This window comes from Pseudarthrobacter sp. NKDBFgelt, from assembly GCF_046097905.1.
Taxonomy (GTDB): Bacteria; Actinomycetota; Actinomycetes; order Actinomycetales; family Micrococcaceae; genus Arthrobacter; species Arthrobacter polychromogenes.
This window is the reverse complement of the sequence record NZ_JBJURL010000074.1, coordinates 1-21,395: the sequence shown is the minus strand read 5'-3', so window position 1 is coordinate 21,395 and position 21,395 is coordinate 1. Positions and strand designations below refer to the sequence as shown.

22 protein-coding genes are annotated in these 21,395 nt (G+C 66.1%); 12 read left to right on the top strand and 10 right to left on the bottom strand.

Annotated features, from left to right (window positions below):
- A partial coding sequence (locus ACKAE7_RS16875; protein WP_408979804.1) for a PEP-utilizing enzyme occupies positions 1 to 490 on the top strand: 490 nt, incomplete at its 5' end.
- Positions 491 to 503: 13 nt separating this feature from the next.
- A complete protein-coding gene (locus ACKAE7_RS16870; protein ID WP_408979803.1) occupies positions 504 to 1,889 on the top strand; it encodes an MBL fold metallo-hydrolase RNA specificity domain-containing protein in 1,386 nt (461 codons plus the stop codon).
- Between the two features lie 15 nt (positions 1,890 to 1,904).
- On the opposite strand, the gene ACKAE7_RS16865 is transcribed toward ACKAE7_RS16870, so the two are convergent.
- Both ACKAE7_RS16865 and ACKAE7_RS16860 read right to left on the bottom strand, forming a co-directional pair.
- Entirely contained in the window at positions 1,905 to 2,339 is a 435-nt protein-coding gene (locus ACKAE7_RS16865) for a hypothetical protein (protein ID WP_188811317.1), read from the bottom strand.
- Positions 2,340 to 2,521: 182 nt separating this feature from the next.
- Entirely contained in the window at positions 2,522 to 2,791 is a 270-nt protein-coding gene (locus ACKAE7_RS16860; RefSeq protein ID WP_188811315.1) for a hypothetical protein, read from the bottom strand.
- A gap of 235 nt (positions 2,792 to 3,026) precedes the next feature.
- Here ACKAE7_RS16860 and ACKAE7_RS16855 point away from each other — a divergent pair, with 235 nt between their 5' ends.
- Together ACKAE7_RS16855 and ACKAE7_RS16850 are read left to right on the top strand one after the other, a co-directional pair.
- A complete protein-coding gene (locus ACKAE7_RS16855; RefSeq protein WP_188811313.1) occupies positions 3,027 to 4,568 on the top strand; it encodes a sodium:alanine symporter family protein in 1,542 nt (513 codons plus the stop codon).
- 147 nt (positions 4,569 to 4,715) lie between these two features.
- Entirely contained in the window at positions 4,716 to 5,720 is a 1,005-nt protein-coding gene (locus tag ACKAE7_RS16850) for a bile acid:sodium symporter family protein (protein WP_188811311.1), read from the top strand.
- Here the strand turns inward: ACKAE7_RS16850 and ACKAE7_RS16845 are convergent.
- Together ACKAE7_RS16845 and ACKAE7_RS16840 are read right to left on the bottom strand one after the other, a co-directional pair.
- A complete protein-coding gene (locus tag ACKAE7_RS16845; protein WP_408979802.1) occupies positions 5,710 to 6,606 on the bottom strand; it encodes a class I SAM-dependent methyltransferase in 897 nt (298 codons plus the stop codon). The two genes, ACKAE7_RS16850 and ACKAE7_RS16845, sit on opposite strands and share 11 nt — an antisense overlap.
- A 10-nt stretch (positions 6,607 to 6,616) precedes the next feature.
- A complete protein-coding gene (locus tag ACKAE7_RS16840; protein WP_408979801.1) occupies positions 6,617 to 7,132 on the bottom strand; it encodes a GNAT family N-acetyltransferase in 516 nt (171 codons plus the stop codon).
- Between the two features lie 127 nt (positions 7,133 to 7,259).
- Here ACKAE7_RS16840 and ACKAE7_RS16835 point away from each other — a divergent pair, with 127 nt between their 5' ends.
- Entirely contained in the window at positions 7,260 to 8,807 is a 1,548-nt protein-coding gene (locus ACKAE7_RS16835; RefSeq protein WP_408979800.1) for a serine hydrolase domain-containing protein, read from the top strand.
- Here ACKAE7_RS16835 and ACKAE7_RS16830 read toward each other — a convergent pair.
- A complete protein-coding gene (locus ACKAE7_RS16830; protein WP_104186300.1) occupies positions 8,791 to 9,126 on the bottom strand; it encodes a cupin domain-containing protein in 336 nt (111 codons plus the stop codon). The genes ACKAE7_RS16835 and ACKAE7_RS16830 overlap by 17 nt on opposite strands.
- 82 nt (positions 9,127 to 9,208) lie before the next feature.
- Entirely contained in the window at positions 9,209 to 10,075 is an 867-nt protein-coding gene (locus tag ACKAE7_RS16825) for a DUF1295 domain-containing protein (protein WP_408979799.1), read from the bottom strand.
- Positions 10,076 to 10,200: 125 nt separating this feature from the next.
- On the opposite strand from ACKAE7_RS16825, the gene ACKAE7_RS16820 reads away from it, so the two are divergent.
- From ACKAE7_RS16820 to ACKAE7_RS16810, 3 genes are read left to right on the top strand one after another with little or no spacing between them, the layout of a single operon-like run.
- A complete protein-coding gene (locus tag ACKAE7_RS16820; protein ID WP_408979798.1) occupies positions 10,201 to 10,662 on the top strand; it encodes a MarR family winged helix-turn-helix transcriptional regulator in 462 nt (153 codons plus the stop codon).
- Positions 10,659 to 12,527, top strand: a complete 1,869-nt coding sequence (locus tag ACKAE7_RS16815) for an AMP-dependent synthetase/ligase (RefSeq protein ID WP_408979797.1) — start codon at positions 10,659 to 10,661, stop codon at positions 12,525 to 12,527. The genes ACKAE7_RS16820 and ACKAE7_RS16815 overlap by 4 nt, the downstream gene beginning before the upstream one ends.
- The gene (locus ACKAE7_RS16810; protein ID WP_310112361.1) at positions 12,524 to 12,955 is read left to right on the top strand and encodes a DUF2177 family protein; all 432 of its coding nucleotides are present in this window, start codon (positions 12,524 to 12,526) and stop codon (positions 12,953 to 12,955) included. The genes ACKAE7_RS16815 and ACKAE7_RS16810 overlap by 4 nt, the downstream gene beginning before the upstream one ends.
- Before the next feature lie 29 nt (positions 12,956 to 12,984).
- Here ACKAE7_RS16810 and ACKAE7_RS16805 read toward each other — a convergent pair whose 3' ends face one another.
- Positions 12,985 to 13,560: a heme-binding protein gene (locus tag ACKAE7_RS16805; RefSeq protein WP_310112358.1), complete on the bottom strand. Its 576-nt coding sequence runs from the start codon at positions 13,558 to 13,560 to the stop codon at positions 12,985 to 12,987.
- 70 nt (positions 13,561 to 13,630) lie between these two features.
- On the opposite strand from ACKAE7_RS16805, the gene ACKAE7_RS16800 reads away from it, so the two are divergent.
- Together ACKAE7_RS16800 and ACKAE7_RS16795 are read left to right on the top strand one after the other, a co-directional pair.
- Entirely contained in the window at positions 13,631 to 14,932 is a 1,302-nt protein-coding gene (locus tag ACKAE7_RS16800; RefSeq protein ID WP_174175804.1) for a hemolysin family protein, read from the top strand.
- A 30-nt stretch (positions 14,933 to 14,962) separates the two neighbouring features.
- Positions 14,963 to 15,700: a hypothetical protein gene (locus tag ACKAE7_RS16795; RefSeq protein ID WP_188811295.1), complete on the top strand. Its 738-nt coding sequence runs from the start codon at positions 14,963 to 14,965 to the stop codon at positions 15,698 to 15,700.
- A gap of 18 nt (positions 15,701 to 15,718) precedes the next feature.
- On the opposite strand, the gene ACKAE7_RS16790 is transcribed toward ACKAE7_RS16795, so the two are convergent.
- Both ACKAE7_RS16790 and ACKAE7_RS16785 read right to left on the bottom strand, forming a co-directional pair.
- The gene (locus tag ACKAE7_RS16790) at positions 15,719 to 16,930 is read right to left on the bottom strand and encodes a glycosyltransferase (RefSeq protein ID WP_408979796.1); all 1,212 of its coding nucleotides are present in this window, start codon (positions 16,928 to 16,930) and stop codon (positions 15,719 to 15,721) included.
- 162 nt (positions 16,931 to 17,092) lie between these two features.
- Entirely contained in the window at positions 17,093 to 17,557 is a 465-nt protein-coding gene (locus ACKAE7_RS16785; protein ID WP_408979795.1) for a hypothetical protein, read from the bottom strand.
- Between the two features lie 966 nt (positions 17,558 to 18,523).
- Between ACKAE7_RS16785 and ACKAE7_RS16780 the strand changes: the two genes are divergently transcribed.
- Entirely contained in the window at positions 18,524 to 19,753 is a 1,230-nt protein-coding gene (locus tag ACKAE7_RS16780; protein ID WP_408979794.1) for an IS110 family transposase, read from the top strand.
- A gap of 69 nt (positions 19,754 to 19,822) precedes the next feature.
- The gene (locus ACKAE7_RS16775; protein ID WP_188811293.1) at positions 19,823 to 20,245 is read left to right on the top strand and encodes a hypothetical protein; all 423 of its coding nucleotides are present in this window, start codon (positions 19,823 to 19,825) and stop codon (positions 20,243 to 20,245) included.
- Between the two features lie 817 nt (positions 20,246 to 21,062).
- On the opposite strand, the gene ACKAE7_RS16770 is transcribed toward ACKAE7_RS16775, so the two are convergent.
- Complete coding sequence (locus ACKAE7_RS16770; protein ID WP_408979793.1) at positions 21,063 to 21,269, bottom strand: hypothetical protein; 207 nt, start codon at positions 21,267 to 21,269, stop codon at positions 21,063 to 21,065.
- Positions 21,270 to 21,395 lie beyond the last annotated feature (126 nt).

Here is a 21,395-nt window from a genome sequence, read left to right as displayed (position 1 = left end):
CATCACCGGGGCGGACCGCCCCGTCCGGGCAGCCGCCGTCGAGGAACGCCGGATGCTGTGGCGGGGCCAGGCGAGGGCCGCCGCCCCGCAGATGCTCCCGGAGCGCCGGTGGATGGAGAAGGCGTTCGGGTCCATGATGCCGGCGGCGTCGCAGCGCCAGCACGGCGATGTCATCAAGGGCGTGGGTGCCAGTTCGGGGCGGGTCACCGCTCCGGCCCGCGTCCTGGGCGGGCCCCGGGACTTCGGCCGGATGGAGCCCGGAGATGTCTTGGTTGCCCGGATCACCACGCCGGCCTGGACACCGCTGTTCGCCATGGCCTCCGCCATCGTGACGGACGTGGGCGGCCCGCTGAGCCACAGCTCCATCGTGGCCCGCGAGTACGGCATCCCCGCCGTCCTGGGCACCGGGGCGGCCACGCAGCGGCTGGCCACCGGCCAGCAGGTCACCGTGGATGGCGACGCCGGCACGGTCACCATCGAGCATCCGTGAGTGAGGAGCAAGCATGAGGGAACAGCATCCCCCGACACTGCGTTTCCTGGGGGCGACGGATACCGTGACGGGATCCCGGTACCTTCTCCGGTCGCAGGGCCGGCACGTCCTGGTGGACTGCGGGCTCTTCCAGGGGTACAAACGCCTCCGCGACCGCAACCGTGTGCCCTTCCCGGTCAATCCAGCGAACATCGACGCCGTTGTCCTGACCCACGCGCACCTGGACCACACCGGCTACGTCCCCGCGCTGGTCCGGGACGGTTTCCGCAGCCCCGTCTACGCAACGGCCGGGACCACCGAGCTGTGCAAGCTGCTGCTTCCGGACAGCGGATACCTCCAGGAAGAGGAAGCCCGCTACGCCGACCACACCGGGTCCACGGCGCACCATCCTCCCGTTCCCCTCTACACGGCAGCCGACGCCGTCCGGTCACTCGACTGTTTCATCACCCGCGACTTCGACGCGCCGTTCCCGCTGCCCGGGGGCATCGAGGCGACCTTCCTGCCCGCCGGCCACATCCTCGGCGCCGCACAGGTGCACCTCAAACTGGGCGGCCGGACCGTCCACTTCACCGGGGATCTTGGCCGCGCCAATGACCCCCTGATGTACCCGCCGCGGGCGCTGGAACCAGTCAATGTGCTGGTCACCGAATCCACCTACGGCAACCGGGAACACCCGGCAGGGAATCCGGAAGCAGAACTGGGCGCGATCATCACGCGGGTGGCCAAGCGGCAGGGGGTCATCATGATCGCAGCGTTCGCCGTGGGCCGGGCCGAAACGGTGCTGCTGCACCTCTCCCGCCTCCTGGCCAAGGGCGCCATTCCGCACATCCCCGTTTACCTGAACAGCCCGATGGCCATCGACGCGTCCGGCATGTACCAGCGGCACCGCGAGGAACACCGGCTCAAGGACCACGAATTCGAGGCCATGTACAAAGTGGCCGTTCCCGTCCGCAGCCCGGACGAGTCCAAGCTGCTCAACCTCCGCGGCGGGCCCATGATCATCATCTCGGCCAGCGGCATGCTCACCGGCGGCCGGATCCTCCACCACCTGGCAAGCTATGGACCTGACAGGCGGAACGCCATCATCCTCAGCGGCTACCAGGCGGGCGGAACCCGGGGCGCCCGCCTGGCAGCGGGCGGGAAGTACCTGCGCATCTACGGCCAGGAGGTCAGGATCGAGGCCGAGGTCATCCAGATGGAGGGACTGTCCGCGCACGCTGATTCCACCGGCATCATCGAATGGATGAAGGCTGCGCCCCAGGCGCCGTCCATGACGTACATCACCCACGGGGAACCGGACGCCTCTGACGCCCTCCGGGCGCGCATCAAGCACCAGCTCGGCTGGAAAGTCCGCGTCCCGGAGCACCTGGAGACCATCTCGCTGGAGAACCCGCGCTGACGTACTGAGCAGCTTTTACATTCTGCCGATGAGGACATTGTCGTGGATCTTCTTCCAACCACTGTCTTCAAGAGCGCGGGTATCGAAGCCTGTCGTCACCAGTTTCGCTGTCGGCTGGCCGACGTGGCCTACCGTCACAATTTCCCGGTCATGCGTAATCCCGTCGCTGCATCCGATGCTCCACTGGTCGGGCTCATCGACGGGATAGACGGCTATGCATGCCTTGGTGAAGTCTTCGCTCTCGGCTGCGAAATACTTCACTCCCGCGTCCTCGACCAGAAGCCTAAAATCAAAAGGTTGGTCGGGGCTTGAGTTCCGAACGTCGGCAGGCAGATTATCCCGCGCGTCCATTTCCCGGTGGACAGCCGCAATTCCCTGGTAGCCCGAGCAGGCAGGCAATACCAGTAGTGCGGCGGCGATGGCCACCGTTGTAAAAATCCGATTTTTCATGATGTCCCCCCTAAATGGCTGTTCTCGAACCTACCAACAACCGTCAGGGCAAAGTGAGTGCTTCATTTCTGTCGCCAATCAGAAAGCAGCGTGTTTCCCTGCACCTCCGACGGCCGCCGTCGGCGCTGCCGACCCAACGACGGAGGGGTCGAAGCGGCGGTCTTGAGGGGAAGCGGGTGCGCCTACTCCCCGCCCATCCCGGGGTGCACCGGAACGAAGTCGATTTTGTTGCCGGAGTTCGAGCGGCTCGCGGGCGTCCGGGAGTATCCCCGCGCGTCGAGGTTGTTCTTCGCCCGAAACTCCGCAAGGGCCGCATCGTAGGCGTTGTTGAGGGCCTGGCCAGAGAACTCGCCGGTGCTGCCGTCCTGGAAATGGATCCTGATGCGGACGCTTGCGGGGTAGTGCCGGTTCATCCGGATAAAGCCTTCTGCGTCCTGCTGGAGAGTGATCAAGGAACAACTGCTTTCGTCGGGGCCGGAATCCAAGTCTCGCGCACATTGCAGCATCCACCACAAATTCGCCAATGTGACGTGTGCGGCAGCCTGGGAATTAGTCAAATGGACGGACGACGCGCCTTTGTGCGACACTTCACAGGTTTTGGTGTGGTGTGCGCCACTTTCGTTCACCCAACAGCGTCCACACCCGAACCGCATCACCCGCGCTCTTCCATGGAGGGAACCCACACTTATGAGCGGTGTTTTGTCAGCAATAAATAGCGTGATCTGGAGCGATTGGCTCGTTTACCTCTGCCTCGCCACGGGCGTCTACTTCTCGGTCCGGACACGCTTCCTGCAGGTCCGGCACGTCAAGGGAATGATTGAGCAGCTGTTCCGGGGCGAAAAATCCGCCTCCGGCGTCTCCTCATTCCAGGCCCTGGCAATGTCCTTGTCCGGACGCGTGGGCACCGGCAACATCGCCGGCGTCGCCACTGCGATCGCCTTCGGCGGCCCTGGCGCCCTGTTCTGGATGTGGGCGGTGGCCTTCTTGGGCGCATCCACGTCCTTCATCGAGTCCACCCTGGGCCAGATCTACAAGACCCGCGACCCGCTGTCCGGCGAATACCGCGGCGGCCCGGCCTACTATTTCTCCCGCGCGCTGTCCCACACCAAGGGCGCCGGCTTCTTCAAGGTCTACGGCTACGTCTTCGCCGCCGTGACCGTCCTGGCCTGCGGCGTCCTGATGCCCGGTGTCCAGGCCAACTCCATGGCCACCGCAATCGCCGGCGCATGGACCATTGACCCGTGGATCGTCTCGGTGGGCTCCGTGATCGTCCTGGCGTTCGTCATCATCGGCGGCGTCAAGCGCATCGCCAGCGTCGCCTCGTTCGTGGTGCCGTTCATGGCCGTCGGCTACATCATCCTCGCCCTGATCGTTGTGGTCATCAACGCCTCCCAGCTCCCGGAGATCATCTCGCTGGTGTTCCGCAGCGCCTTCGGCATGGATTCGGCCCTCGGCGCCATCATTGGCCTGGCCGTGATGTGGGGCGTCAAGCGCGGCGTCTACTCCAACGAGGCCGGCCAGGGCACGGGCCCGCACGCCGCTGCCGCCGCCGAGGTGTCCCACCCGGCCAAGCAGGGCCTGGTCCAGGCTTTCGCGGTGTACATCGACACGCTGTTCGTCTGCTCGGCCACCGGCTTCCTGATCCTCTCCACCGGCGCCTACCGCGTCTTCTCCGGAGGCACCGAAGACGGCGAGGTCCTCGCCGAAGGCGGCCTGCTCTCAGCCACGGCCGTGGTGGGTCCCCAGTACGTGCAGACCGGGTTCGACTCCGTCTTCCCCGGCGTGGGCGCCGCGTTCATCGCCGTCACGCTGTTCTTCTTCTGCCTGACCACGATCATCGCCTACTACTACATGGCCGAAACCAACCTCCGGTTCCTTGTTGGCAAGTCCTCCAGCAAGGTCATCCCCGGCATCCGTGCCAGCGTAGGCCGCGTAACCACCATGGCCCTGCAGGTGGGCATCCTGATCGCCGTCGCCTACGGCTGTGTGAACACCGCCGCCAACGCGTGGGTGATGGGGGACATCGGCGTCGGCCTCATGGCGTGGCTGAACATCATCGGCATCCTGATCCTGCAGAAGCCGGCCTTCAAGGCGCTCAAGGACTTTGAGCGCCAGCAGAAGCTCGGACTCGACCCGGTCTTCGACCCCCGCCCCCTCGGCATCACCGGGGCCACGTTCTGGGAGTCCTACAAGCCGGCCGAGCGCGAGAAGGAATCCGCGCGCATCTAGTACGCACCGCACAAGTACACACCCGGCCGTGCGCCGCACAGTTCGCGCGGCGCACGGCCACACTGCCCACCCGCCCCGGCGGGTGGGCAGTGTCATCAAGACTCCCTGATTCCAAAACCCGGCCTCCGCTGTGATAATCCGGTAGGTATGTCTTCCCTACCCGAATCTTCGACGACGGCCTCTGCCGCCGAAGAACGCAGCGCCCGCATCGCCGTCACTCTCTTCCCCGTGCTGATCCTCGCCGGAGGTGCCGTGGCGCTCGCCACCCCCACCGCCTTCACCGGGCTCGGCCCCTGGATCAACCCCCTGCTGGGGGTCATCATGTTCGGCATGGGGCTGACCCTTACTCCCCCTGACTTTGCCGTCATCGCCAAACGACCTGTCCCCGTGGTGATCGGCGTGGTGGCGCAGTACGCCATCATGCCGCTGCTGGGCTGGCTGATCGCGGCGGCGCTGGGGCTGCCGCCGGCGCTGGCAGCCGGCGTCATCCTGGTGGGCTGCTGCCCCGGCGGAACAGCCTCCAACGTGGTCTCCTACCTGGCCCGGGGCGACGTCGCGCTGTCCGTGGCGATGACCACCGTGTCCACGCTGCTGGCTCCCCTGCTGACCCCCGTCCTGGCGCTGTGGCTGGCCGGCCAGTACATGCCGGTGGATGCCGGCTCCATGGCGTGGTCCATCGTGCAGATCGTGCTGTTCCCCGTGCTGCTGGGGCTCATCATCCGGCTCTTCCTGCCGCGCCTGGTCACCAAGGCGCTGCCCGCCCTCCCCTGGATTTCGGTCCTCGCCATCACGGCCGTGGTGGTTGCAGTGGTTGCCGCCAGCGCGAAGGCCATCTTCGCCGCAGGGCTGCTGGTCCTTGTGGCCGTCATCCTGCACAACGGCCTCGGTTATGCCCTCGGCTACGGCGCCGCCCGCCTGTTCAAGCTGCCGGTTCCTTCCCGCCGCACCACCGCGGTTGAGGTGGGCATGCAGAACTCCGGCCTCGCGGCAGGCCTGGCCCGGCAGTACCTGACCCCCGAATCGGCACTGCCCGGCGCCATTTTCTCCGTCTGGCACAACGTGTCCGGCGCCGTCCTGGCCGCTTACTGGCGCCGCCGCAGCACTCCCGCGCAGCGCCAGGGCGAGGCGGTTCCGGCGGCCGTTACGGAGTAGTCCGGGTTCCTTCCGGAGGTCCTGCAGGCTCCGCCTGCTCCCCCGGCTTCCGGGCGATGACCGTGTACGTGCAGGGCACACGGTCCCGCTCGGCTTCGGGCCACGCGAAACCGTCCGGCACCTCCACCATGCGGGGCGCGAACTTCCAGGGGAGGGTCCTTCCCTCGTCCAGCCGGAGAATCTGCAGGCCGGCTCCTATCAGGGAGTTGATGATGGCGGACAAAGGATGCGCCCACTCATAGGTCCGGGAATGCGCCACCGTGCCGTCCCCGGCGTAGGTTGTCGCGTCGTCCCACACCTGCGCCTGGCCTGTGCCGAAGTATGGGTACCGGAGCTGCAGTCCGTCCGCGTGCTCGTCAATGGCGTACAGGGCCGGGTGCCCGTCTCTGATGTAGAAGGTCCCTCCCGGCCGCAGGAGCCCTGCCACCTGGACCGCCCAGCGGTCCAGGTCCGGCAGCCAGTTGATCGTGCCGATGCTGGTGTACACCAGATCGAAAGAGCCGACGACGGCGGCGCGGGCTTCCAGGACGTCTGTCTCCACCCACGTGGCATCCAGGCCGAGACGCGCGGCCAGGTTGGCGGCGGACGCCAGGGCGGCCGGGGAGAAGTCGACGCCGGTGACGCGGGCCCCGGCCCTGGCCAGGGACAGCGTGTCCGTGCCGATGTGGCACTGAAGGTGGCACACGTCCAGGCCGGAGACCGTGCCGTTCGGGAGGTAGGGCACCATGGCGGAGAGGTCCGTCCGGACAACGCTGGTCAGATGGTTGGGATCATCCAGTGCACTGAGGCCGTACGCCTCTTCGTGCAGGGGGACCCGGTCCTCCCAGTTGGCCAGATTACTGGCGCGTGCGGAATCCCAATCGATCTCAGCCCGGCTGTCACTCATGCTGGCGAGTCTATGCGGGGGTAACCCAGGCCGATGCCTGCCGGACCATCCGGAACTCGGGCAGCGCCTCCCACTCGGGCGGCAGTATGTTGCGTTTGCCGTCGGGACGGAAACCCTGCTTCAGGTAGAAGGCCAGCGCCCTTGGGTTGTCCTCCACCACCCACAGGTAGGCCGGCCCGTCGCCGATGGCGGCACGCATGAGCGCCGCGCCGAGCCCCGTTCCATACGTCCGGCGGAGGGTGTAGATCGAGTACAGCTCCAGCGCTTCGGGGCCGTCGTCGTCGCGGCCCGGGCCGGCGTCCGCGAAGCCCACCAGTTCATTGCTGGCGTCCACTGCGATGATCCGCGGATCCGGGACGGCCAGGTGAGGCCGGCGCCGCTCCACCCGTTCCGGGATGCTGGCCCGGCGTCCGCGGAAGAACCCGGGTGAGAGCAGGTGCGGGTAGCACTCCTCATGCGCCAGCGTCTGCATGAGCACCACCGCCTCGGCGTCCTCGGGTGTGGCCTGGCGAAGCTGAAAGTCCATGGCGCCAGCCTAACCAGTGAGGCGTGCCGCCCCCCAGCCGGGTAGCCGTGCAGGCGCCCGTGCGTCATTGTTTTCCGTTCCGCCACGCCCTACCATGAAGGGACGGTCGGCCGAAGCAGGTGCAACCATGCGGAGTATCTCGTGGTTATCGCGCTGCCTCCTGCTGTGCCTCCTCCTGGCCACCACTCTCGGTGCTGCTACCCCGCCTGCCCAGCGCGGGCAGGACTACCAGGCCGTGGACTCGTTCCTGCGGGAGCAAATGGAAACGCTCGGCATTCCCGGTGCCGCCATCGCCGTCGTCCGTGACGGGACCCGGGTGCACTCCGCCGCCTTCGGCCAGGCTGACCCGTCCGGAAGACCGATGACTCCCCAGACCCCTGTCCTGCTGGCCTCCACCAGCAAGTCCCTCACCGCAATCGCCGTGATGCAGCAGGTTGAGGCGGGGCGGCTGCGGCTGGATGAACCGGTGCAGACCTACCTGCCGTGGTTCACGCTCGATGACCCCCGTTCGGCGGCCATCACCGTCAGGCACCTGCTCCACCAGGCCAGCGGCATGAGCTCGCGGGACACCGCCTTCGAAGCCTCCCGCCGCCAGGACCCGGAAGCCCTGGAGGAGACAGTCCGCGCCTTGGCGGACGCTCCCCTGGCCGGTGAACCGGGCCGGGGCTTCCACTACGCCAACGCCAACTTCAACATTCTGGGCGTCCTGGTGCAGACCGTATCCGGCCAACCCTTCGGGGACTATCTGGAGGAGCATGTCTTTGGGCCGCTGGACATGGTCCACAGCCATCCCACCCGGGCTGCCGCGCAGGACGACAGTGTTGCGGCCGGCTATTCCCGGTGGTTCAGCTCGTTCTGGCTCCAGACCGACGTCCCTGCACCCCTCGCCGGGATGCCGTCCAGCACCCTCTATGCCTCCGCCGAGGACCTGGGCAACGGGCTGGCGGCACTGCTCGACGGCGGCAGGTACGGAGGGGCGCGGATCCTTGAGCCTGCGAGCGTGGCGGCGATGTTCGAACCCCGGGTTCAGGTGGACGGGTCCAAGGGGTACGCCATGGGCTGGTTCACCCGGCCACTGGTGGAGTCCGTGGACCCAACGGCTGAAACGGTCCCGGAAACCGAGCTGCCGCTGCTGCTGGAGCACCAGGGGGAATGGGGCAACAGCCACACCTACCTGGCCATGGCTCCGGCCTCCGGCCTTGGCCTAGCGCTGGTGATCAACGGCAACGACACTGCCACACCATCCCGGCTGAAGGCCATCGACACCAACATCCTGCGGATCCTCCACGGCCACTCCCCCGTGCCTGCGGTCATCCACGAGGACTGGCTGCAGCGCTACAGCTGGGCAGTTGCGCTGGCTTTGCTGATGGCGGAGGTAATGAGCCTGTGGCTGTCGCTCCGTTTCCTGCTCAGGGGACGGTCCGCCCCGGGGCGCCGGCTGGCACCCCTGGCCGTGGGCACGGCCGCGCTCGCCCTGGACGGTTTCGCCCTGTGGCTGTGCCTCGCGTACGCGCCCGCCCGGTTCGACACCCACCTGTCCGTGATCATCCGCCAGTTTCCCGACGTCGGAGTCTCGCTGGTGCCGGTGCTCGCGCTGGCGATCATCTGGCCCATCCCGCGGACCGTCTGGCTGCTGGCACAGCTGCGGGCCGCTGAAACTACCGGTCGGTCTTGACCACCGTGAACAGCACCGCCGAGTCCTCCTCGGCTTCCAGGCTGTGCAGCCCGTCCGGGACGATCAGGAGGTCCCCGGCCTTGCCCTGCCAGGCCTCACCGCCGGACTTAAGCCAGACCGATCCCCTGATCACGTAGACCGTGGCCTCGCCCGGGTTCTGGTGCTCGCTCAGCTGGGTGCCGGCCCGGAAGGCCATGACCGTCTGGCGCAGCTTCTTCTCGTGGCCGCCGAAGGCCGTGTCCGCCGCCCTCCCGCTGGGAGCCGCCACCGCCGCCTCGAGCTGCTGGCGGGCCAGCGCATCAATCGATATCTTCTGCATGCGGACACCGTACCCACCTGGCTCAGCCAGGGCTAGGGTCCAGCGTCCCTATCACTGGCCAAAGGATGCTCGCCAGCTCCCCCTACAGCTTCGGGATGAGGACCGGGGTGTTTTTCTTGTACTCCTCATAGTCGGGCTCGCCGCCCCACTTCTTGTCCGCCTTCTTCTCCAGAAGCGGGATGCCGCTGCCCTTGATCAGCAGCAGCGCCACGAACACCGGGGACAGCAGGGCCACCCACTGCCAGCCCTCCAGCACCGGCACGGCGATCAGGAGCACACCGATCCAGAGCACAATCTCGCCGAAGTAGTTGGGGTGCCGGGACTTGGACCACAGGCCGGTGGAGATGAACCTGCCCTCATTGGCCGGGTCCGCCTTGAACCGGCCCTTCTGGCTGTCCGCCACAGCCTCAATGCCGAAGCCAACAGCCCACACCAGGAAGCCCGCAAGCGCCCACCAGTCCAGTCCCACCCGGGTGGCGGAGGTGATGGCGATCCAGGCCGCGGCCGCGGTAAGGACCACCCACAGCCCCTGTACGGTCCAGGTGTTCAGGAAGCGGAGGAAGGACTGCTTGATCTCGTCGAAGCGGTCGTCCTTGCCGTGCTTGCTGACGCGGCGGAACAGGAAGCTTCCCAGCCGCCCCGCCCACACCACCACCATGGCAGCCAGCAGCAGCCCCCGCGCATCAACGCCGGGAGTGAGCAGGACCAGGAGGACGGTGATGGAGATGTAGGTGAGGGCGCCGGTGAGGTCGTAGTACTTTTCGGTCTGCGCCTTGAACGCGGGGATAAAGGCCAGCCACTGGATGAGGAACGCCGCCGCCACCCCCAGGCCGAACAACGGGAAACCGCCCACGGTGGCACCACCCTGGCTGCCGGCGACGGCAACGAGAGCCCCCACCAGCACCGCAATGACAAAAATGATGAGCGCCTTACGGTCCGAGTCCTTCATGAGGATGTTCCTTTCGCACGCCGCGCCGGGAGCCGCTGGAGGCACCGGCGCAACCGCCTATTCAAACTGATTTGATTACAAGCTTATCTAATTACTATATAGACTAGCGAAGGAGAGGAGGAACCATGAGCGCACGCACGTACCATCCGGCCGCCATTGCCCTTCAGGCAGTGCTGGCACTGGCCAACGAGACCGAACGCGAAGTGGCAGGCAGGCTGGGCTTGAACCTCACCGACTACCGCGCCCTCTCCGCCCTGTCCCAGTCCGGACCCATGACGGTGGGGAACCTCGCTGTGAAGCTGGGCGCCACGGCCGCCACCACTACCGCGATCGTCAACCGGCTGCAAACCCGTGGCTACGCCGAACGCCTCCGGGGCGGAGGCGACCGCCGCCATGTCAACGTCAGCGCCACCGCCGCCGCCTCCCGGGACATCATGCACCTGATGCGGCCCCTCATGGACGCTACCAACCGGCACATCGATTCGCTGCCCGCCGCCCAGCAGGACGCCGTGGCCGGGTTCCTCCACACCGCCCAGCGCCTCATGCAGGACCACCTGCACACGCTTACACCAAAGGACACCGCTTGAGAGAGTTCTCCACCCCGCTGCTGGTTGAACCGTCCAGCCACCGGAACGCCACGGAGCTGCTGATGCAGCGGTTCCGGACGTCCCCGGACCACATTGCCTTCGAGGTGCGCGCTTCCGAAGGCGCCATCACGGATCCGTGGCGCCAGGTGACCACCCGGCAGTTCGTCGGGGAGGTGCGCGCCCTTGCCAAAGGCCTCATCGCCGCCGGACTGCAGCCCGGCGAATCCCTCGCCATCATGTCGCCCACCCGGTACGAGTGGGCGGTGGCGGACATGGCAGCGTGGTTCGCCGCCGCCGTCGTGGTCCCCGTCTACGAAACCTCCGCCCTGCCCCAGGTGGCCGCGGTCCTCGACGACGCCGCCGTCCGCCTGGCCATCGCCGGCACCGCCGGGCATGCCCTCCTGCTGGAACAGGGCTTTGAACAGGCCGGACGGACCAGCCTGGGCGTCTGGACCATGGACCCGCGCCCCGGCGCAGACCTTGCCGAGCTAACGCAGCGCGGCGCCGGCGTCCCGGACAGCGCCGTCGAGGAGCGGCGCCTGCTGCCGGACCTCGACTCGGTGGCCACCATCGTCTACACCTCCGGCACCACCGCCGCCCCCAAGGGCGCCCTGATCACCCATGGCAACTTCGTGGGCCAGGTGCTCAACGTGGGCGCCGCCTACACGGGCGTGGTCCGCGAAGGCGGCAACACCGTCATCTTCCTGCCCATGGCCCACGTGCTGGCCCGCGGCCTGCAGCTGATCTGCCTGGCCAACGGCATGCGCATCGCCCACCTCTCCGATCCCAGGGACGTGGTGCCCGCCCTCGGCGTCCTGAAGCCCACGTTCCTGGTGGTAGTCCCCCGCGTGCTCCAGAAGATCCAGGCGTCCGCTGCCGCCGCCGCGGCCCGTAAGCACCTGGGGCGGGTGTGGGTGGCGGCGCAGCAGACCGCGGTGGAGTGGGGCCGGTTCGCCGAAGCGCACGACGCCGACCCCTCCGTCCGCGCCCCGCTCGGCCTGCGTGCCAGGCATGCAGTGTTCGACCGCCTTTTCTACGCCCGGCTGCGCGCGCTGGTGGGCGGCCGCCTGGACTACCTGCTCTCCGGCGCCGCCGCACTGGACGCCGAGCTCTCCCTGTTCTTCCGCGGCCTGGGCCTGCCCGTCATCGAGGGCTACGGCCTCACGGAAACCACCGCGCCGCTCACCGGGAACATGCCGGACGCCATCAGCGCCGGAACGGTGGGCGTCCCGATGCCCGGAACCACCGTGCGCATCTCGGACCGCGGCGAGGTGCTGGCCCGCGGCGTGGGCGTCTTCGCCGGCTACCGCAGGCCGGCGGACAACCAGGACGCGTTCACGGACGGGTACTTCCACACAGGGGACCTCGGAGTGCTCGACGAGCTGGGACGGCTCACCCTCAAGGGCCGGATCAAGGACGTGATCGTCACCGCCGGCGGCAAGACCATCACCCCGGCCATCTGGGAGGGCTATGTGGAGGGCGATCCGCTGGTGGCCCACGCCATCATGGTGGGCGAGGGCAAACCGTACCTGGGCGGCCTGGTGCTGCTGGACCCCGAGTCGGTCACGGCGTGGGCCGAGCGCGAGGGCATCAACGATCTCGCCGGGCTGCGGGTCCCGGACGACGGCGGCGCCGTCCAGATCGAGGACGCCCGCCTCCTCAGCACCATCGGCAAGGCGGTCAGTGCCGCCAACGCAAAGCTGGCCCGCTCCGAACAGGTGCGCAAGTTCGTGCTGCTCCTGGCCGACCTCAGCGAGGCCAACGGCATGGTCACACCCACCATGAAACTCAAACGCACCGCGTTCACCGAGCGCGCCCGCCACATCGTGGAGAACCTCTACGCCGAGTCAAGGAGCCAAGCATGAATACCCGGACCAAGAGATGGCTGCTCTCCTACGCGGTCACCGCCGTGATCTTCGCTGTGCTGGACCTCGTCTGGATCAGCTTCGTGGCGAGCAACCTCTACCAAAGCCAGATCGGCCACCTGATTGCCCCCAGGCCCAACGCTGCCGGAGCCGTGGCCTTCTACCTCATCTTTGTAGCAGGGATGGTGCACTACGGCGTCCGGCCCAACGACGCACACGCCACCCTGCGGCAGCGGGTCACTGGCGCGGCGCTGTTCGGCTTCTTCACCTACGCCACCTGGGCGCTCACGGCGTTTGCCGTGCTCAACGACTTCCCCGCCGTCGTCGCCGTGACGGACATCCTCTGGGGCGCCGCGGCCTGCAGCCTGGTCACCTGGCTGACGGCCACCGTCCTGCGCCGGTTCCTCGCGAGGGACCGCGCGTCCTGACCAACGCACCCTCCGCCGTCGTCCTTTCCTTAGGAGTCAACGACGTCCTGCAGTACCTCGTTGCGGCGGAGGAACCACGGCTTGAACGGCGGATCAAAGCGGGCGAACCGGGGCGGCCCCACGGGCGCCAGCCCTACCAGGTTCAGCGCGGCCTGCAGCCCCTCGTTGTGCCGGGCAAACGCGGCCTCCGAACCGCTGCCCGAGAACCGGACAACCGCTGTCAGGGAGCCGGGGACGGCACGGATTTTCACGTCGGGATTCTGCGGCACGGGCGCCGCCTCTGCGGTGACCCCCGCGGGCAGCACAAAAGCAACGGAAAAATCAGTGGGTGTGCCGCCCTGCAGCGGGCCGCTTTGGAGCACGGGGGCGGTCATCGCCAGCTTCTGCGAGGCCCCCGGCGCCTGGATGACGGGCGCCGTCATGGCGAGCTTCTGCCGTTCGGTGTTGCTGCCGCTGATGTAGTTGAAGAGGTGCCTGAATGCGGCGTTCCCGGCACGGTCAAAAGTCGCGTTGACCTGGACTTCCGCCACAGCATAGGCGGGATAGCGGCGCAGCTCGAAGTGCGGGTAGCGCCTCACGAGCTCATAGGGTTGCTGTTCAGTCATGGTCCCTCAGACCCTACGCCGCAAAGCCCCGGAGCGTAACCCGCGCGGCGCCATTGGGTAATGTCTGATCATGGACAGCGACACCCTGCTCAACTTCCTGTTGGTCCTCTTCTTTGTGCTGCTGGGCGGGGTGTTCGCGGGCACGGAGATGGCGCTGGTGTCCCTCCGCGAGAGCCAGGTCCGCCGGATGGAAAAATCCGGCAAGCGCGGGGCCCGGATCGCCGCACTGGCGGGCAACCCCAACCGGTTTCTGTCCACCGTCCAGATCGGTGTCACCCTGTCCGGATTCTTCTCCGCCGCGTACGGTGCGTCCACCATCGCGCCGGACGTCGAGCCCCTCCTGGAAGGCGTCGGATTCGGCTCCGCGGCCGAGCCGGTCGCCTTCATCGGCATGACGCTGCTGGTGGCGTACCTCTCCCTGGTGCTCGGCGAACTGGTGCCCAAGCGCCTGGCCATGCAGAGCGCCGTCGGCTTTACCAAGGTCCTGGCCCCGCCGCTGGGCGTCCTCTCCGAGATCATGCGGCCCGCCGTCTGGCTGCTGTCCGTCTCCACGGACGCGGTGGTGCGGCTCTTCGGCGGCGACCCCAACGCCAAGCAGGAAAGCATCAGCTCCGAGGAACTGTGGGACATGGTGGCCGAGAGCGACATGCTGGAGGAACACAGCCGCGTTATCCTCAGCGACGTGTTCGGCGCCGGCGAGCGCTCGCTGCAGGAGGTGATGCGCCCGCGCACCGAGGTGACGTTCATCAACGGCAGCCTGAGCATCGCCGAGGCACGCAGCATGGTGCGGGACGGCCCGTTCTCGCGCTATCCCGTCATGGACAAGACGCCCGACGACGTCCTGGGGTTTGTCCACATCCGTGACCTTATGCCCCGCGAGGGAGGGTACGACGACGGTCCGGTGCGGGGCATCGTGCGGGAGATCCTTCCACTGCCGGGCACCAACAAAGTGCTGCCCTCGCTGTCCCGGATGCGCCGCCTGGGCCAGCACATCGCGCTGGTGGTGGACGAGTACGGCGGCACGGACGGCATCGTCACCCTCGAGGACCTGGTGGAGGAGCTGGTGGGAGAAATCTACGACGAGTACGACACCGGCGTGGACGCCGAGGACCGGATCACACGGGCCAACGGGACGGTGGACGTGGACGGCGCCCTGATCCTGCAGGAGTTCGAAACCGCATCCGGCATCGAACTGCCGGAGGGCCACTATGAGACCGTGGCCGGATACGTCATCGACCGGCTGGGCCGGCTCCCCCGGGTGGGCGACAGCGTAGAGGTGGCCGGGCACGTGCTCACCGTGACGGCGATGGACCGGCTGCGCATCTCCCGGATCCGGGTCACTCCCGCGGCAGGACAGCCGGGCGTAGACTGACGCCACCGCTGACTGTGGAGGCAGGAAGCCATGAAGACAATCCGGGCGCAGGTCCTCGAAGCTGAACAAAGTGCCGTCCTGGGGCCCGGGGACGATGAGCGGTTTTCCGGGTACGGGGTGATGGGCCTGTCCTTCAGTTCCGGCCATGTTCTGGCCATGCGGCGTTTCCCCGTGACCAGTGTTGGGCCCGGGTACAGGTCGGTGTGGCTACGCCGGCCCTCCGGCTCCTGGACCATCTACGCCGACGCCCCGCCTGCTGTGTCCTGCGCCCGCTACTTCGGAGCGGCGCTGGAGGCTGCGGTCCAATGCCCCATCACGGTCATTTGGACGGGCGATTCGGCGTTCAGTGTCCGCATTGGCGGGGACGTGGACCTGGCGTGGGACCTTGAGCTGGCATCAACGCCCGTCACCCGTGCGATGACGGCGGTGCTGGCGGCCCTGCCTGCCGCGGTCCTGGAGAACACGGCGGTCCTGAAGGCCATGGGTGCTGCCTCGGGTCCGGCGCTCCGCGCGGGCCGGTTGGGGCTGACGGGCGCCGTCCCCAACGGGCAGGGCTTCCGGGCGAAACCCCGCCGTATGTGGTTCGTCTCCCGGAGCTCTGCCTCGCTGGCCGGGCAAGACTTTGGCAGCCTGCAGCCCCTGCGCGTGCAGACCCGGCTGGGCGACTTCTGGATTCCGCAGCGGGGCATCTTCCTGATCGGCGCGTCATCCTTTGACGCGTTCGACCCCGCCCGCCATCTTCCGGCCAGCGTTCCCGGGGCTGCCTGAACGCCGGCCCGCGGAACTTTACGCACCCGCCAGGCTTTCCAGGACACCAAGCGCGACGGCGGTCCCATCCTCTGCGCGCATCAGCTCACCGGTGCGCGCGGCCTGGTTCCGGCAGCTTCGGGCTTCGCCAAGGGCCCTGGCCAGCTTGTCCGCGGTGAGTTTCCGGTACGGGAGCGGACTCGGGCCGAGGCCGCGCCGGTGCAGGACCGCTCCCCAGAACGGCTGGTCAGCGATGAACGGCACCACCACGGACGGAACACCTGCCCGTGCCACGGCGTGGACCGTTCCAGCGCCGCCGTGGTGGATAGCGGCCGCGCCGCGTGGCAGGACCATGTGGTGGGCCACCGACTCCCTGACCAGGACGTCGCCGCCCATCGCGGCCGCCGGAATGTCGATCCCTCCCCAGCCCGTGGCAACCAGCACCCTCAGGCCGTTCCTCCGGGCCGCCTCAATGATCGCCGTGCCCCGGCCCGCGGCGTCACCGGCCTTCATTGAGCCGAACCCCGCGTACACAAAGTCCCCGCCGTCCAGGAAAGCCGACAGCTCGTCGTCGATCTCCGCGGCCGCGGGTTTTTCGGCCCAGTGGCCCGTAAGGTGCACCGACGCCGGCCAATCGGACGGGCGGGGAAGCAGGTGGGGACTGACGGGGATCAGTGTGGCGCGGGTTTCCGTTGTAGGTCCGGTTCTGCCGGGCAGGATCTCCAGGGCAGCCTGCAGTTCCCGCCTGAACATCAGTGTGGCCGCCCTCGCCGGTGCGTAGCTGGCCCGGTTCAGCGGGCCCAGGCTGGCCGCGGGGATGATGGGCGACGGGAACTCCCTGGTGGGCGTCAGCGCGGGCACGGTCTCCACCAGCACTGACGGGATCCCCAGCCTGTGGGCCGCGGCCGGAGCACTGAGGATTTTCGGGTGATAGACCACCACATCCGGGGCGTAGGCCGCGATGTGCTCCACGGCCGCGGAGAGCAGCTGGCTAACCGCGGGCCGGATCACTGTCCGGAACGTCCTGGCCGCAGCCCGGGGAGAAACCCCCTGGTCACTGACGAGCCGGGCGAAGTCCATGCGCAGGCTGACGGTGTCCAGCCCGGCGGTGTCCGCGCCGGAGTTCTCCGGAATGGCAATCCGGACCTGGTGCCCCCGGGCCGCGGCGGCCCGGGCCAGCGCAAAGAAGGGTTCCACGTCGCCGCGCGTCCCGGCGGTCAGCAGCATCATTTTCATCGCTGGGTGCTCCATCTCATCATGCTCCTATGGCCGTCGAATCATGACAAAGGGGAAGCCGGCTGGGCTCGGGATCCAGTTCGAATAGGCAGACTCTTGTCACTGCCTATTGCGTGCGGGTGCCCTATTGGGTCTCACCGTGAACTGCACCCTAATCCAAGTCGCTCCTCTAGGCGGTCAGTGCTCGGCCACATATTGTTTGCACTTAGCCTCGTTCTTGAATTTCTGTGGGAAGATCTTCCAGCCGCCGTTCTTGCACTCTTCTTTGGTGAGCGGCTCACGAGGGGCGACGCCGTTGGATGTGAGGAACTCCTCGGTGAAGGTCTTGTGCGCAGCCGCGCGGTTGCCGTCGAATTCTGCGTCCCGCGCTTTGGCTGTTCCGCTGTCGACGTATGTTCTGCCGTCGGTCTCGATGGTCGCGGAGTAGGTCAGGGCAGTGGTTTCGAAGAAGCCGTAGAAAACGGGCTGTGAGGTACCAGTGCACCAGGCGAATCCGGGCGCGAATTCAGGTAATTCCTTGGTGCCGGTGATTATTGTTGAGCCGCTGGTGATGGTGAAGGTGGCGTGGAAGGAAGTCATGGTCGGTGCCGACTCCGGCAAATTGAAGGGCATGTACCCCGCACCGATGGTGATGTCCTCCACGAAAGTGCCGGGGTATGGGCCCGTGGCCGTTCCCTCTGCATGATAGGTGAATGTGCCCGCTGCTGCTCCGCTGTTGCAGGTCCCCACGGCACCTTCCGGACCTTGAGTCCCTGTAAGGACTTCACCGGCGAGGCTGGGGGGTAATGCCGCTGCTTGCGCTGCGGGGACGCCGGCCAAGCCGCCAACGAGCAGGAGTGGCACAAGGAGTATCTTCAGGGATTTCATTGTTTGTCCGCTTTTCAAAGGATTCCAAGCATGAGTCAGATGCGCGGCAAATTGACGTGTGATTAAGCACGGCGATCGTGTGGAAAGCCTGCACGGTTTGAAGGCACACAAAGACATGGACAAGTGTGCCCTGGGCATCTGAGTTGTTGGTTGACTCACTGGGTGCGTAGATACACACGCTGAAGCCAATGCGACGGCCTGAGAGGCCGAACAGTCCCGTGGCGCGTATTGCGCCGGGGCTTTATCAAGGTATCCAATTACGTCTTTGCGTCGACACCTATGCGAAGGATAGTCCTTTTAGGTGCGGCCTACTAGGGAAACTTGCGGTACTAAAGACCTCCTCCGGCTCCATCAAATGGCTTGAGCTGATCTTGAAAGTCGGAGGGAAAGTGAAGTGGGAAGCTAATTCATTCCAAGGCGTGCTCGCTGTTTCCAGGCTGTGCGTATTCGCCGGTCCCGGTGGTGAAATTCCCGCTCGTGGTGTCCTGGCGCTTGTGAGCAGCCGGCCAGGTGGGTCCCCGTCGTCCACGGTAATGATGGTATTGGTTTTGAACCGGTGTGACTCTTCGTCCACTTGACGCGTTCTTCGGGGCGCTGTCTTTCACATGTATTGTCCGCTGGTTCATGACCTTTTCGCGTTGGGCTGGGCGGTCATGACTTGATAGGAGCTTGACCATGATCCCCTCACCGTGTTGTCTGCCCACCCAGGCCACGTGATCTCGCTTCGTCAGGGAAGGCACTATGCCGGATAAGGAAGAAGTCCGAGTCATTGTCGGTGTGGATACTCATGCGGACACTCATCACGTTGCCGTTGTTACCGAGCACGGCCGGCCTCTGGCGGACCGTGAATTCGTCGCAACAGGATCCGGGTACCGGAAAATTGTTGAGTTCGCCCGGTCCTATGGGGAGGTTGTTGCGTTCGGTGTTGAATGCACCGGCACCTACGGTGCTGCGCTGACCAAGGTGCTGCGCTCCGAAGGCCTGTCCGTGGTGGAGGTGAACCGGCCCAACCGTCAGCAGCGCCGGCTCAGGGGCAAGTCCGATCCTCTGGATGCATATCACGCCACTGAATCGGTGTTGGCTGAGCGCTGCACTGCTGTTCCCAAGGACAAGGACGGCCCGGTGGAGTGCATGCGTGTGCTGCGGGCGTCACGATCGTCGGCCATGAAGGCGAGGACTGCTGCGATCAACCAGATCAAGGATCTTCTGGTCTCCTCTCCCGAGGTGATCAGGGAGAAATACCGTGGCATGGTGACGGCGGCCATGATCGCGGCGATGTCACGGGCCAGGCCTGCTGGTCATCATGCAGACCCCGTCCATGTGACTGCGTGGACTCTGAAGAAACTGGCCTGCAGATATCAGTCACTTACCGAGGAAATCACTGAGGCCGATTCGGCGTTGAAGGAAATTCTTGATGCGTACGCGCCGTTGCTCTGCGACCTTCCGGGAGTCGGTGTTGAGGTTGCCAGCCAGCTGCTGGTGACAGTGGGCGACAACCTGGAACGTGTCGGCAGCGAGGCCCAGTTCGCGGCACTGGTGGGGGTAGCGCCCGTCCCCGCGTCCTCGGGCAAAACGAGCCGTCACAGGCTGAGTCGCGGCGGGGACCGCAATGCCAACAAGGCCCTTCATCATGTCGTGTTGGTGCGCATGGGCTCTGATCCCAGGACGAAGGCATACGTGGCCAAACGAACGCTGGAAGGTAAAGGCAAACGGGAAATCATGCGGTGCCTGAAGCGCTATGTCGCCCGCGAACTTTTTCGACAGATTATGAACCCCGTCCCGGCCCCTTCAATTGCCGATCTGCGACCGCTCCGACAAGAGCTGGGACTGACCCTTCAGAACGCGGCCGAGCACCTACATCAATGGCCGTCTTACCTTTCCCGACTGGAGCGCGGGCAAACCAGAAACGATAGTCTCATCTCCGCGTATCGGCGATGGCTGGAGGAACAAGCGGCGCCGGCGAGAGGCTGAGGCTGACCGTTCATCCGGGATCGGCAAGGGCAAGGGCAACCAGCCCACCGCTTCCACTAAACTCTCGGCATGGGGGATAACGAGAGGCTTGGTCAGTCGCGTCGATTCCGTCGGTGGGTCATTGCCGCTGTTGTGGTGCTCCTGCCGGCTTTGTTCCTGACGCACGTCGCTTTGTTCAATCGCTGGTACCTGAGTCCTGGCAACGCAGTGGAGGCTTTTGAGTACCAGCCGAACCTTCCGGTGACCAACGCCCGGGACGTAACCTCCGAGGTCTGCTCAGCTCAGGTGAGCTGTAGAGCAGCAATCGTGGCAGACGAGATTGCGGTGTACCAGTTTTGGACACGTGGTGCCGCACAGGAGTATGCCCGCACGCTAGGGGAGGACGGGTACCAGTCGGACTGGCTCGTGCTGCGTTACGAAGACGCAGGGAAGATGACAAACAGCGACATGAGCTACGGTTCCCTCATTGATGCCATGTGGACCAGCGACTAGCCGGATCATGACAAGGTACTGGCCGCCCGGCGTACGCTGAGGGCTCCCTTGCGGGCTTCCGCCGTGGCTACATATCCGAGCGGCAGCCTCTCCTGGATCCCAGAGCCCTGTACTTGAGGCAGTCTCCTAGGACGTACTAATTTCCGGGGTTGTCACTGTCCAAGGACTCAGGTGACGTTTGCCCAGGCTGCTGACGCTTGGCTCTTTTGTTCAACCACTGCTCGCGATACTCGTCTGTTTCCTTGGCATGCTTGTTACCGGACCTAACTCCAATCCAAGTGCCCAAGCCGGCACCCAAACCTATAAGAACGCCAGCGCCCCACTCCCAACCCAACAAAGGCCCCAGTGTCACGACGACGGCAGCGGTGATCAACGAGGCAACCAAGACTTTTTGCTTACGCAACATGTTGATGCTCCCGACTTTGGTGTTTTGCGGCGAAGGGTGGTCTAGGCGCCGATGGGCAGATTGTTCCATGAGAACAGCCGCACTACCACGTTCGAAAGAAGCTGGCACGCGGTTGATTGGTTTGTAGCCTTCTGACATCCTCCGGTGCTTGGTCTATCCGCAGACCAGGTGACTTTGAGCTGTCCACGGTTGGGGGCAATTCGGGGTTATCCACGGCTGGAATATTTGGGAGCCATTGGGCAGCTCCCTCGGCAGTCGTAGCGGTGGATAACCCGTTAAGAATTGTCCCCAATTGTGGGCAGCTGACACCAAGCTGCCACTGCCACTGCTCAACTCGACGATTGACAGCTATAGGAGCGTCATGTGTGCGGGAAAAGCCCGAAGGTTCTATGTTTTACCGTGCGTGCGTCATCAGGCTGTGAGGTCCCGCCGGCGCAGGAAGTAGGCGGCCAGCGCAGCCCCGGCCGCCGCCACGAGCAGCAGGCCCACCGCCCCCGCTTGGTTGAAGGATTCCACCGGCATGGCGGAAGAGTGCCGGAACGGGCTCGCGTCCTGCAGCCACGCCGGCAGGCCGAACAGCTCCCCGAACTCGCCCAGGACTATAGCCACAGAAAGCACGCCCCACGCCACCAGGATGCTCAGCCGCGGTGCCAGCGCGAAAGCGACCCACTGCGAGCGTACTCCAGGAGCGGCGGCCCCCGGTCAGGCAGCGTCAGCCCTCGTACGCAACGGCGTCTTCCTGGA